The 13,450-nt window shown below is 71.9% G+C and carries 6 protein-coding genes and 1 rRNA gene; 5 read left to right on the top strand and 2 right to left on the bottom strand.

Features of this window, described 5'->3' with window-relative positions; all coding sequences use genetic code 11:
- From rrf to ACIA8K_RS32745, 5 genes are all read left to right on the top strand, one after another.
- Positions 1-94: ribosomal RNA gene (gene rrf, locus ACIA8K_RS32765) — 5S ribosomal RNA — on the top strand; the annotation flags it as partial.
- Positions 95-186: 92 nt separating this feature from the next.
- Positions 187-2,811, top strand: a complete 2,625-nt coding sequence (locus ACIA8K_RS32760) for a valine--tRNA ligase (RefSeq protein WP_396066313.1) — start codon at positions 187-189, stop codon at positions 2,809-2,811.
- A 75-nt stretch (positions 2,812-2,886) separates the two neighbouring features.
- A complete protein-coding gene (locus tag ACIA8K_RS32755) occupies positions 2,887-4,158 on the top strand; it encodes a bifunctional folylpolyglutamate synthase/dihydrofolate synthase (RefSeq protein ID WP_396066321.1) in 1,272 nt (423 codons plus the stop codon).
- Positions 4,159-4,162: 4 nt separating this feature from the next.
- The gene (locus tag ACIA8K_RS32750) at positions 4,163-4,516 is read left to right on the top strand and encodes a DUF4233 domain-containing protein (protein ID WP_396066311.1); all 354 of its coding nucleotides are present in this window, start codon (positions 4,163-4,165) and stop codon (positions 4,514-4,516) included.
- A 20-nt stretch (positions 4,517-4,536) separates the two neighbouring features.
- Positions 4,537-5,568 (top strand): winged helix DNA-binding domain-containing protein, encoded by a 1,032-nt coding sequence (locus ACIA8K_RS32745; RefSeq protein WP_396066309.1) that lies wholly within the window; start codon positions 4,537-4,539, stop codon positions 5,566-5,568.
- Here the strand turns inward: ACIA8K_RS32745 and ACIA8K_RS32740 are convergent.
- Positions 5,522-6,763 (bottom strand): glycosyltransferase 87 family protein, encoded by a 1,242-nt coding sequence (locus ACIA8K_RS32740; RefSeq protein WP_396066307.1) that lies wholly within the window; start codon positions 6,761-6,763, stop codon positions 5,522-5,524. The genes ACIA8K_RS32745 and ACIA8K_RS32740 overlap by 47 nt on opposite strands.
- Positions 6,739-13,332, bottom strand: a complete 6,594-nt coding sequence (locus ACIA8K_RS32735) for a VOC family protein (protein WP_396066305.1) — start codon at positions 13,330-13,332, stop codon at positions 6,739-6,741. Before ACIA8K_RS32735 ends, ACIA8K_RS32740 begins: the two co-directional genes overlap by 25 nt.
- Positions 13,333-13,450 lie beyond the last annotated feature (118 nt).

Here is a 13,450-nt window from a genome sequence, read left to right as displayed (position 1 = left end):
AACGCCCGGTTACATTCCGAACCCGGAAGCTAAGCCCACCAGCGCCGATGGTACTGCACTCGTGAGGGTGTGGGAGAGTAGGACACCGCCGGACTCCTTTCTAATCAGGGCCACCCCTCATGGGGTGGCCCTGATTGTGTTTCACCCCGAAACGGGTGCGCTGCCGCGCGTCCGTAGAATCGACGGGTGACCGATACGACGGATGCCCGCACGACCCCGACCACCGAACTCCCCAGCCAGTACGCGCCGGCCGAGGTAGAGCAGCGGCGGTACGAGACGTGGGTATCCAACGGCTACTTCACGGCCGACCCGGCCAGCGACAAGCCGCCGTTCGCGATCGTGATCCCCCCGCCGAACGTGACGGGTTCGCTTCACGTCGGCCACGCGCTTGACCACACCATCCAGGACGCGATTATCCGCCGTAAGCGGATGCAGGGCTTCGAGACGCTGTGGCTGCCCGGCATGGACCACGCCGGCATCGCCACGCAGAACGTGGTGGAGCGCCAGCTCGCCGCGAACGGTCAGTCCCGTCACGACCTGGGCCGCGAGGCGTTCGTCGCCCGCGTCTGGGAGTGGAAGGCCGAGTCCGGCGGCGCGATTCTTGGGCAGATGCGGCGTCTCGGTGACTCCGTGGACTGGAGCCGCGAGCGGTTCACCATGGACGAGGGCCTGTCCCGCGCGGTCCAGACCGTGTTCAAGAAGATGTTCGACGACGACCTGATCTACCGGGCGAACCGGATCATCAACTGGTGTCCGCGCTGCCTCACCGCGCTCTCCGACATCGAGGTCGAGCACAGCGATGACGACGGCGAGCTGGTCTCAATCCGCTACGGCGAGGGTGACACCGCGATCGTGGTGGCTACCACGCGTGCCGAGACCATGCTCGGTGACACCGCGATCGCCGTGCACCCGGACGACGAGCGTTACAAGCACCTCGTGGGTACGGAGGTGGAGCTGCCGCTGACCGGCCGCCGCATCCCGATCGTGGCGGACGAGCACGTCGACCCGGCGTTCGGGACCGGCGCGGTGAAGGTGACGCCGGCCCACGACCCGAACGACTTCGAGATCGGCCAGCGGCACAACCTGCCGAGCCTGACGATCATGGACGAGCGCGCGGTCATCACCGTACCCGGGCCGTTTGAAGGTCTTGATCGGTTCGAGGCTCGTCCTGCGATCGTTGCGGCTCTGCGCGAAGAGGGCCGGATCGTCGCCGAGAAGCGGCCGTATGTGCATGCGGTCGGTCACTGCTCCCGCTGCAAGACCACTGTTGAGCCGCGCCTGTCGCTGCAGTGGTTCGTCAACACCACGCCACTGGCGCAGGCCGCCGGTGATGCGGTGCGGGACGGCCGGGTGCGGATCGATCCGCCGGAGCTGGCCAAGCGCTACTTCGCCTGGGTCGACAACATGCACGACTGGTGCATCTCGCGACAGCTGTGGTGGGGGCACCGGATCCCGGTCTGGTACGGCCCGGACGGCGAGATCGTCTGTGTCGGCCCGGACGAGGAGCCGCCGGCCGGCGACGGCTGGACCCAGGACGAGGACGTGCTTGACACCTGGTTCTCCTCCGGTCTGTGGCCGTTTTCCACGCTGGGCTGGCCGGAGCAGACGCCGGAGCTGACCAAGTTCTACCCGACGTCCGTGCTTGTCACCGGCTACGACATCCTGTTCTTCTGGGTCGCCCGGATGATGATGTTCGGGCTGTACGCGATGGACGGGAAGCAGCCGTTCGACGTCGTGGCACTGCACGGCATGGTGCGTGACCAGTACGGCAAGAAGATGTCGAAGTCGTTCGGCAACGTCGTCGACCCGCTGGACTGGATCGAGCGCTTCGGTGCGGACGCGACCCGGTTCGCGCTGGCCCGCGGCGCCAACCCCGGCTCGGACGTCGCCGTTTCCGAGGAGTGGACCCAGGGCTCCCGGAACTTCAACAACAAGCTGTGGAACGCGACCCGGTTCGCGCTGCTGAACGGCGCGACGCTTGCGGGTGAGCTGCCGGCCGAGCTCTCCACGGTGGACCGCTGGATTCTGTCCCGGCTGCAGCACGTGACCGCCGAGGTCGACGACTACTTCGAGGCGTACGAGTTCGCGAAGGTCTGTGACGCGCTCTACCACTTCGCCTGGGACGACGTCTGCGACTGGTACCTGGAGCTGGCCAAGCCGGTCATGCAGGCCGGCGGCCCGGCCGCGGACGCCACCCGGCGCGTGCTCGGCGAGGTGCTGGAGAAGCTGCTCAAGCTCCTGCACCCGATCGTCCCGTTCGTGACCGAGGAGCTGTGGCTGGCGCTGACCGGCGGCGAGACCATCGTGCGGGCCCCGTGGCCGGTCCCGGTCTCCGCCCTGATCGACGACGCGGCCGAGGCCGAGGTCGCCACGCTGCAGAAGGTGGTCACCGAGGTCCGCCGATTCCGGTCCGACCAGGGTGTCAAGCCGACCCAGCGGGTCTCGGCGCGGCTCACCGGGCTGGACGCGGCCGGCATCGCGGCACACGAGTCGCTGATCCGCTCGCTGGCCCGGCTTGACGCGTCAGGCGACGACTTCGCCGCGTCCGCGACGCTTGCGGTCTCCGACGCGGTGACGGTCGAGCTGGACACGCGCGGCACCATCGACGTGAAGGCGGAGCGCGCGCGGCTGGAGAAGGACCGGGCCGCCGCAGCCAAGGAGCAGGCGCAGTGCCAGGCGAAACTCGGCAACGAGGCGTTCATCGGCAAGGCACCCGAAGCCGTGGTGGCGAAGATCAAGGACCGGCTCGCGACGGCCGAGGCAGACTTGGTGCGAATCGCGGCGGCGCTCGACGCGCTGCCCGCGGCCTGAGTCGTACCGTAAAGAGGCATTGTGGTCAGTTATAAAGAGGCTGTGGCCGCGCTCGATGGGCGCGGCTTCACCCGCATGGAGTTCGACCTCGGCAAGATCGAGGATCTGCTCGACGTGCTCGGGAGCCCACAGCGGGCCTACCCGACGATCCACCTGACCGGCACGAACGGCAAGACGTCGACCGCACGCATGATCGACTCCCTGCTGCGGGCGTATGGGCTGCACACCGGCCGGTACACCAGCCCGCATCTGGAGTCGGTGCGCGAGCGGATCAGCCTGGACGGCGAGCCGGTCTCGGAGGAACGGTTCGCGGCCGTCTACACCGAGATCGAGCCGCTCGCGGACATGGTCGACGCACGGCACGCGGAGCCGCTCACCTACTTCGACATGACTACCGCGCTGGCGTTCGCGACGTTCGCGGACGCGCCGGTAGACGTGGCCGTGATCGAGGTCGGGCTCGGCGGCGAGGACGACGCCACGAACGTCATCCAGGCCGGCGTCTGCGTGATCACCCCGATCGGCCTGGACCACCAGGAGTTCCTCGGCGACACGATCGAGGACATCGCGCTTGCCAAGTCCGGAATCATCCACGCCGGCGCCACAGTCATCACCGCGGTACAGGACGACGAGGCGGCCCGCCCGCTGCTGCAACGGTGCGCTGACGTCGGTGCCACGCTGGCCCGCGAGGGCGGTGAGTTCCGGGTGATCGAGCGCGCGGTCGCGCTCGGCGGCCAGGTGGTCAGCCTGCAGGGCCTCGGCGCACGGTACGACGAGGTGTTCCTCCCACTGCACGGCGAGCACCAGGCGCAGAACGCGGCACTGGCGCTCGCGGCCGTCGAGGCGTTCCTCGGCGCCGGCAACGCCAAGGAACTGAGCGACGAGATCGTCCGCGAGGGCTTCGCGAGCGTCGACTCGCCCGGCCGTCTGGAGCGGGTCCGCCACGCGCCGACGATCCTTGTCGACGGCGCGCACAACCCGCACGGCATGAAGGCCACGGTCAAGGCCGTCGAGGACGAGTTCATGTTCCGCAACCTGGTCGGCGTGGTCGCCATGCTCGCGGACAAGGACGTCGAGGGCGTGCTGGAACTGCTGGAACCGGTCATCTCCGAGCTGATCATCACGCGGAACTCGTCGCCCCGGTGCATGCCGCCGGAACAGCTCGCGGTCATCGCGGACGAGATCTTCGGCGAGGACCGGGTGCACGTGCTTCCGGAGATGCCGGACGCGATCGAACGCGCTGTCGAACTTGCCGAGTCCGACACCGAGGGCGGCATGAGCGGCGTCGGCGTGCTGATCACCGGCTCGATGGTGACTGTCGCGGACGCCCGTACCCTCCTGAAGCGGTGATCGTGTGACGGACGAGAAGAAGCCGTCCGGGCTGAGAAACCCCGCGGGCGCGGTGCGGGGTCTCGGCGCCGGGACGTTGATCATGGAAGCGATCATCCTGCTGCTGGCGATCCAGCCGATCCGGCTGCTCGGCGGCGACCTCGGCCCGGTGGCGATCGGCCTGGTCATCACGCTTACCGTGGCCGCGATCGCGCTGGCCGGGCTGATGGGCCGGGCGTGGGCCTGGCACGGCGGCAGCGCGATCCAGGTCGCGCTGCTGGCCGGCGGCTTCCTGCACTACTCGCTTGCCGCGCTCGGCGTCATCTTCGGCCTCGTCTGGCTCTACGCCTTGCACGTCAGAAAGACGATTCTGTCGTAACCCGGTCCTAGGCTCGGGCTGTGACGACGACGATCGAGCAGGTGGGCCCGCTGCGGCTGGTGGCGCAGCGGGTCGCGGGGCCGGGCTTCGCGACCGCTGCCGAGGCGGTCCGGTGGATGACCGCGATGCAGGCGCAGGACCCGCGCGGCGCGGCCGAGTCCGTGCTGCTCCGCGCGGCCGGCGGGGATGTGGCCGCCGCGTTCACCGCCGGGGAGATCGTCAAGTCCTGGCCGATGCGCGGCACCCTGCACCTCACGGCCGCGGAGGACCTGCAGTGGATCCTCGGGCTGACCTCCGCGCGCACGCTCAGGGCCGCTGCCTCCCGCAAAGCCGGGCTCGGGCTCGACGACACGACCATCGGACAGGCCCGTGACCTGCTGATCGAGGCGCTGACCGGCGGCCGGTCGCTGCCGCGCGCCGGGCTGATGGCGCTCTGGGACACCGGCGGCGTCAGCACCGCGGGCCAGCGCGGATATCACCTGCTCTGGGACTGCGCGCTCACCGCCCTGGTCTGCTTCGGGCCGGTCCGCGACGGCGAACACCACCTGGTCCTGGCCGACGAGTGGATCACCACGCCGCGCCGGCCCGGCCGCGAGGAGGCGCTCGCCGAGCTGGCGCTGCGCTACTTCCGCAGCCATGGGCCGGCCACCGCGCGCGACTTCGCCCGCTGGACCGGGCTGCTCGCCGGCGACTGCCGTACCGGGATCGCCGCCGCCCGCCCGTCGCTCACGGCCGTGAACATCGACGGCGTCGAGCACCTGATGGACCCGGCCACGCCCGACCTGCTGGCCGCGCACCGGCGGGACGCGCACGGCGTACACCTGCTGCCCGGCTTCGACGAGTTCATCCTCGGCTACGGCGAGCGCGGCGCGGTCCTCGACCCGGAGTTCGCGCAGCTCATCGTGCCCGGCAACAACGGCATGTTCCGGCCCACCGTGATCGACCACGGCCGGGTCACCGGCGTCTGGAAACGCGGTCGCACCGGCGCGGTCGACGCCACGCCGTTCACCGCGTTCCCGGACCGGGTGACGAAGGCGCTTGCCGTGCGCTGACCACACCCAGCCCGGCCAGACACACGGCCACGGCCCCGAACGCCCGCGCGTTCTCACCAAGGAACAGCACCAGGGGGTACGCCCCGGCGCCGCTCGCCACCGCCCCGAACGACACGACAGCGGTGGCCAGCAGCACCCCACCCGCGATCCGGGCCGCGCGGCCGCTGCGCGCCGCCGGGTCGCCCGTCGCTGTGCCTCCAGCCGGTGCCACGAGCAGCACGACCGCGGCGAGGGGCAGCCACACCTGGTGATGTGTCCAGGAGACCGGCGACGCGGCGACGGTCGCGCAGCCGATCACCACGGCGGCCCGGAGCGGCTCACCGGCGAGCTGGGCGCGGCGGGCCTGCCAGAGCGCCGCAAGACAGACCACCGAGGCAAGCGCCAGCCAGAGCGGCGTCAGCATGCCCTCAGGTACCCCGGCGCGCAGCAGCACACCGTTGATCGACTGGTTGCCGGTGGAGGTCAGGTCGCCGATCCGGGACGTGTGCAGGAACGTGCCGGACCAGTACGTCAGGCTGTCCGACGGGAGCACTGCCGCACCCAGCAGGCCGCAGACGAGGAAGGCGGCGATCGCGCGTACCGCCGAACGGGTCTGCCCTGAAGCCACGAAGAAAAGCACGAAGAGCAGCGGGGTCAGCTTGATCGCGGCGGCCAGGCCGATCAGCACGCCGCGGTATCGCGCGGGCGTCAGACCGGCCGCATCGATCAACGCCAGCAGCACCAGAAACACGCTCACCTGCCCGAACCGCAGGTTGCTCTGTGTTGACGCGGTGACCAGCACGGTGATCGCGATGCCGGGCGCCAGCAGGCCCCGGCGCGCCGGCAGCAGGCGCGCCACCGCCACGCCCAGCCCGGCCACCGCCGCGGTCGTCGCGGCCAGCCAGATGATCCGCAGCGTCAACTCCGGAATCCAGGTCACAATCACGAACAACACCGCGGCGAACGGGGGGTACGTGAACGGGCCGCCGTTCTCCGCGACAAAGCCGTAGAGCGCGTCGCCGGCCCGGACCGCCTCCGCGGCGCCGTAGTAGATGTGCAGGTCGGAGAGGCGGTCGTCCGGCGAGCGACGCAACACCAGCACGGACGAGACGACCGCGGTCACCGTAAAGACCGCCCACAGCAGGGCCACCCACAGTGCGGCCGCCCCCGTGTGGGGACGGCCGGACCAGGTCACGCGGGTGGGGCGGATCTCCATTGGGACACCGTAATGCCATTGCCGTCCGGGTCACTGAACGCGGCGGCCCACAGCTCCAGCTTCTCGCCCCGGTTCACCGCCCGCGGCTCGTGCACGAACGACACACCCTTCCGGCGCAGCGCGTCATAGACCGCCTGGACGTCGCCGACCTCCAGGTTGAGGTGCACGGTCCGCACGTTGACCGGCAGCGTCTCCGACACCGTACGCAACACCAGCCGCGTGTCACCGGACGCCAGGAACACGTTCCGCTCGCCCCTGTCGATCTCGTGGAAGCCGAGCATGTCCCGGTAGAACTCGATCGACCGATCAAGCTCCGTCACCAGGATCGTGATGCCGACGCCGTGGATCCCGCCGGCCGCGCCCGGTCGTGCACTCGGATACGCGGTGATCAGGTCATCCACCGCCCCGGCCTCCGGATCGTCCGAGAACCGCGACCGTGCCCGTACCTCGTCGGCACGATGCGCACCCCGGCTCAGCGGCCGATCCGGTGCGGTAGCCGGATCCACCTCCCGCCACCCCACCGTCCCGATCCCGGACACCCGGTTCCCGTCGCCCCCGCCCAACTGCAGCGTCTGACGGGCCGCGTGCGCCCCGGCTTCGGGGCTGCCCGTCCCGCTGTCCGGCACATCTGCGCCGGGTACGGCCTGGTCGCCGGGTACGGCCTTGGCGTTGCCGGTTGCGGGCAGGGCTTCTCCGGCGGCGGCCGTGGCTCTTCCGGTCTCGACCGGGGGCGACTCTGCCTCGGTACGCCGAGTTCCGGTCGTGGCGTTGTCGTCCGCGCCGGTTGTTGTGACATCCGGAGATCCCGCAGTCCCGCCGACGACGGACGGGGCAGCGGCTTCCTGAACACCGGACGGCGTGCGGAGAGCTGCCGGCGGCGTGTCCCCGGTACTCCACGGCCCCGGCACCACCTGCGCTCCGAGCACCGGTCCGAGACCGCCGCTCTCCGACATGGGCCCTTCGTCGTGAGCCGGTGTGCGATCGACGTCAACGCCCGGGGCAGCCGCCGTCGTACCGTCGCCGTGGTCTTCCGCGGCCTCGGTCGTGCGGTCAGCCCAGAGACGGGTCGTGGTGGAACCCGAGGCGTCGCCGATGTTCGTGCCCGGGATGTCGGTGGTACCGGTCTCCGAGGTCTTGGAGGTGCCGGTGTCCGAGGTCTTGGAGGTGCCGGTGTCCGAGGTGTCGGTGGTGCGGATGACTGCGGGCTCGGTGGTGCGGATGGCCGCGGGTTCGGTGGTGCCGTCAGCCGCCGCGCCGACCATGACGGCCCTCAAGTCGGAGTCCGTGGAGCTGGACTCGGCGTCGGGGGCGGGATGAGTAGTCCCTTCGGCGGTTCCCTGGCCCGCCCTGTCCCGGTCGGAGACCACCGGGGTGACTGTCGTGCCCGCCGCGCCGGCGGCCGGGTCTGCCGGCCGACGCCAGCTCGCGTCCGCCGCGGAGGTGTGCGTTGTCCGGCCGGGCGGTGTGGCCTCCGGGGCGGACTCCGCCGAGGTGGTCGGCCGACGCCAGTCGAGATCCGCGTTCGCAACACCGGCAGGTGATTCGTCAGTGCCCTGCGAGACAGCGTGGACAGACGAGGCCGGGGGAACCTGCGAGGCCTGCGCGGTCGCAGAACTCGGATAGGCCGGCGAGACCGGCATGTCCGTCGCAGCGGAGGACGGGGCCTCGGTCTCCAGCGGTGGCAGGGAATGCGGCGAGATGAGCGTCATCTCGATCGTGGTCTGCCGCTTCGGTAGGCGCGGCGGCCCGATCTTGTTTCCGGTCGGCCGCTGCAACCGAGGGTTGACCGGCGCCGTACCCGGCTGCGCGGGCCGAGCGGACTCCCGCTCCCAGGCCTCCGGCACGGCGGAGCGCTGCCCCGCCGACTGCGGCCCGGCCGGCCGTGGACCACCGGCTTGCGGTCCCGGCCACTGCGGATTGCCCGACTGCGGGTCGGTCGTCTGCGGGCCGATTCTCTGTGGGCCGGGCGACTGTGGGCCAGCCGACTGTGGGTCAGCCGACTGTGGGTCGGACGGCTGCGGGCCGGTAACCCGGCGGGGGCCCGGCGACTCCGGCGTTGTGGTCGGAGCGTGTGGGGCTACCGGACGGCCCGGGTGGGCCGTCGGTGGTGCCGTTGCCGAGGCGGGATCAGACGTGGCCGGTGCGACGAAGTGTGCGGACGGAGACTCCGTACCACCGACGCCGGTCGCCCCGCCACCCTCCGGAGCAGCGTCCGGTGCGGTCAGGTCGTAGGGATTCGGGCTGGCCGAGATCGTCCGTCCGGTCCCGGCGCCCTGCGACGGGGGAGTGCGCCGCGTGGCAGTGGGTGGCGTGGCCCATGCGGACTCGGTGGGTCGCCGGTCCTCCGCGGAATCGGAGGCGTCTGCGGCAGCGCCCAGCGCGGCTCCCGCCGCGACAGCGCCGGTCGTCAAGGCGGATCCGGCCGTTCCTGTCGTGCGGCCGGTGCCGGTCGTGCCGGTCGTGCCGGTTACGTCCGGCGCCGTGTCGTCGCGACCCTCGGCGCGGGTTTCGGGACGGGCCTCGGCCGGGGCATCGCGGCGCGGACCGGCCGGCGTCCTACCCGCGACGATGCGGCGGGGCAGACCGCCCGGAGTATCGGCTTGCAGCGGCGTCTTCGCCCAGGTGGTTCGCTCCCTCCTTGGCAGTTCATCACCGCCGGTGACACCACCTGCCGCAGCCCCGCGGACATCCCGAGCAGTCGCACCGCTTGCCGCCGTGCCGCCTGCCGCCGTGCCGCCTGCCGCCGCACCGCCATCGGCCGTGTTGCCTGCTGCCCCACCGCCAGCGGCCGTGCCGCCTGCTGAGGCCGGGCTACCACCTGTCGCGCGTGCTTCCGCCGTGCCGCCTGTTTCCCGGGCGGCTGTCGTGCCGCCAGATTCTGTTCCACTGCCAGCGCCGCCGCTTGCTTCGCGCCCTGCCGTCGTGCCGCTTGCCGATGCGCCGCCTGTTGCTGCAGCGCTACCGCCTCCTGCGTGCTCTTCTACCGCGCCGCTTGCTGCGCCGCTTGCTGCGCCGCTCGCCGTGCCGCTTGCCGCGCCGCTCGCTGGCGCTGCGCCGCCCGCCGCGGTACCGCCGCCTGCTGTGCGGCCTGTCGGCGCTGCGCCGCCAGCTGCTGTACCGCGTGCCGCCGTTGTACCGCTGCCCGCTGTGCCGCCTACTGGTGCACCGCCGCCCGCAGCCGGGCGGCTCGCCGCCGTTGTACCGCTGCCCGCTGTGCCGCCTACTGGCGCACCGCCGCCCGCAGCCGGGCCGCTCGCCGCTGTTGTACCGCCGCCTGCTGCACGGCCTGTCGTTCCCGGTCCGCTGTCTGCTGTGGGGTCGTCCGCCGTGCCTCTCTCGAATCCGGCCATGTGGCGCTCATCGCCGGAACGTGCATCCGGCACCGGCTTGCCGCCGCTGCCGGTGGTGTCGCTCCTGGCTGGGGCGGCAGGAACGGCCGAAGTCGGCATCCCTGTCGTGCGACTCGGTTCCCGGCCGGTTGTCGCCGCCGACGCCGCATCTCCTGCGGAGCCGGCGTCACTCCCCGCGGGGACGGAACTGTCCGGTGCGGCAGGGAAGCGGTCGTCGGGCTCGGACTGTGCGGGGTCGGTGAGCGGCACCAGGTCCGGCGCCGCACGCCCGCCGGGTACGACACGTCCGCCGGGCACGATGGGCCTGGAGGGGGCGGGTTGCGGCCCGTCGTCCAGCGGCAGGTCGACGTCGTCATGCAACGGCAGGTCGATGTCGTGGTCGACCGGCGCCGTGGCCGCCGCGCTCGTCGGTACGGACCGGCTGGGCACCGGATCGCCGAAGTCCCTCCGCGTGCTCACCGCAGGTGAGTCATGGCCGGCCGCGGTCTCGCCAGGAGCGCCGTCAGCCGCGGACGATGTCGTCGACGTGACGTCACCCGGAGAGTCGGTGCCGGCGGACGCCGCACCGGCGATCGGCTCCTCATCGGCAGGGAAGTCCAGCTCGTCGAGGGCGTCCCGGCCGCGATCACGGTCGGAGGTGTCTCGGTCGGCGGGCGCCGGGCGGCGCTCGGCGACGGCTGGTCGCGGCCGAGGCGTCCTGGGCCGTTCGTCGCGCCTGACGTCATCGTCATCGGTGGATGCCGGCCGTGGAGCGGTGGCCAGCTTGCGAGCGGCGGAACCGTCGTCCCCGCCGCGCTGCTCGGGTGGGCCTGTGAGACGGCCGAGGAAGCCCTTCACCCCGGCGAGGAAGCCCTTCACCGGGTTTCCTGCCGACCCGACCACCGGACCGCGGCCGGTCGTCATCGCCGGGTCTTCGACCTGACCACGGCCGGTCTCCATCGCCGATAACTCGCTTCGGCCACTACCGGCCGCCGCGTCCTCACCGCGGTCGCGGCCGGTGGCGGGCGCTGCCCCCTGAGCAGGGCTGCGCCCGCCGTCCGCTGCCGGTTCCTGACCGCTGTCCGCCGCCGAGAACGTGGCTGCCTGCCGGTCTGGATCCTCGTCTCGGTTCCGGCCGGTGGCACGCGCTGACCCTTGAGCCGGGCTGTGTCCATCGCCCGTCGCTGGGCCGTCGCTGTCCACAGCCTTACTCCGGCCGCTGTCCGCGGCCGGGAACTCGGCCGCGCGCCGGTGGTCCAGGTCCTCATCCAGGTCACGGCCGGTGGCGTCCGCCGTCCGTCCGGTGACCCACGGAGGGTCCTCATACAACTCGTCGTCGTCGAATTCGGCCGGATCCCGGTGGCGATCAGCGTCCGCAAGCGAGCCGGCAGCGCCCCCGCGTTCAGAACCAGCCGATCCTTTCTCGCCATCGGACGCCATCCCGGTCACCCGAGACGCCGGCCGCGTGCCGGCCACCCCGGCCGACGCCGGGTCGGCCTCCGGCTCATGACCCCTGGCGCGAGCGTCGTCCCCCGCCCCCTCCGCAGCAGCGGAAACCCGCTCGCTTGCGGCGGGTCCGCGGTCCCGCTCACTTGCGGAGGATCTCAGGTCCCGCTCGGAAGCTGCGGAACCCCGGTCCTCTTCGGACTCCGTCTCCTCGTCCGGTGCGGGCGTGAAGCGGTCGCGTGCCGGCCGCCGGTCATCGGCCGGCTCCTCCGCCTCGTGCTCGCCGCCCTCCTGGTCACGCCGGTTGCGGAAGCGTGACGCCGCAGCCCCCACCGCCGCTCCCGCGGCAGCCGCAGCCGCCGTGCGGAACCCGCCTCCCGCCTTCGACGGCCGAGAGTCGGCCTCGGGGGAAGGATCCGGCTCGGCGAACAGGTCGTCATAATCCGCGTACGCCTCGTCGTCCACGAACGGGTTCGGCGCCGGTGGTGCTACGTCCTCCTCGGTTCGCCGGTCACGGGCCGAGGGGGACGGGTTTCGTGTGTCGTCCTCCGCATCGTCGTCAGTGCTCCGCGGCCTGGCCGACGGCCGGCCCTCACCGCGCGGCTCGCGGGGTGAGTAGGCGCCGCGCCACGCCTCCGCGTCGTCGTCGCGGACCGTCCGGGCGCTGCGCGGGGAGTACCCCTCGCCGGGGTCGGCCGGCTCGCCCACTCCGCGTGGGGAGTATCCGGCCGCGGTCGAGGGTGCGGTCGAGCCACGGGGTGAGTACGCCGAACCCATGCCCGGATCGCGCTCGGTCCGCCAGGGCGAATAGTCCTCGTTCGCAGGCAGGTCCGGTTCGGAGATCAGCTCCGGCTCGTCGTCGTCATCGTCGTCGTCCGCGGCGGAGGACGTCGTCCCGGGCGCGGTCGACCAGGCGCTTCCGGAGCGGGCGCCGGGTGCGGGTGGCGGGTCGGCGAGGGCGGTGCCGGTGCCGCGGTGCGGCCGGGGGCGGCGGGCGCGGTGCGGGAGCTGGGTGACGCTTGTGTCGTCCTTGGCGACGAAGCTTCCTTCAAGCACTATTCCGCCGCCGGGCGTCTCGCGGATGACCACCGGGTGCTCGCCCTCGGGCACGCGGCCGTGCGGGATGTCCGCGCCGCCGGCCGGGGCGCCGCCACCGGACGGCGGCTCCGCCGGGTACGAGTCCGCACCGTACGGGTCCGGCCCGTACGGCTCGGAGGTGTATAACGGCGTGCCGCCCGGGTTGTCGTCGGCGCGGCGGTCCCACGGGGTCTGCTCGGCCTCGCGGAGCATCTCGTCCACGTCGTCGTCGTGCTGGCCCAGGAAGCTCGCCGGGCCCTCGCCCATGCCGGCGGCGGCCTCGCCGTGAGTGAGCACGTCGTCCCACTGGATGCGCGCGTACCGCATGTCGTCCATGGCGACCAGCACGGGAAGTGTGGCGCCGGGGTCGGGCCACTTGTTGACCGGGACGCGCGGGTCGCGGATGCGCACGGACGCGGCGGGCAGGCCGGGCGCGTCGATCATCACCTGCATCTCGGCGCGACCGTACGGCGTGCCTATCGGCGCCTCGGAGATGCTGTGCACGTGGGCGGTGCCCTGGACCAGCGCGCGCGGGCCGCGCCGCATCACGTTGGTCACCAGCAGGCTGATCGAGAGCACAAGCAACGCGATGCCGAGTGCGGCGATCGGCCAGCTCTGCATGCCGGCGCCGAACAGCATGATGAACACCGCGATGGTGCCGAGGACGGCCGCGCTCACCTTGCGGATCGGCGCGATCGGTCGGGTACCGTTCGCCACAGTGGACCTCCTGGGAGTGTTGAAAACCAGGCTAGGCCGCTTCGCGGGCGGATGGGAAGGGCCAGGTCATCCGCTGGGTGACGGCTGCGCCGCAACCTGCGGCTATTAGTCTGAGTAC

The organism is Catenuloplanes sp. NPDC051500, assembly GCF_044454585.1.
Taxonomy (GTDB): domain Bacteria; phylum Actinomycetota; class Actinomycetes; order Mycobacteriales; family Micromonosporaceae; genus Catenuloplanes.
The sequence above is the reverse complement of the archived record's forward strand: the minus strand, read 5'-3'. Positions and strand labels throughout refer to the sequence as shown.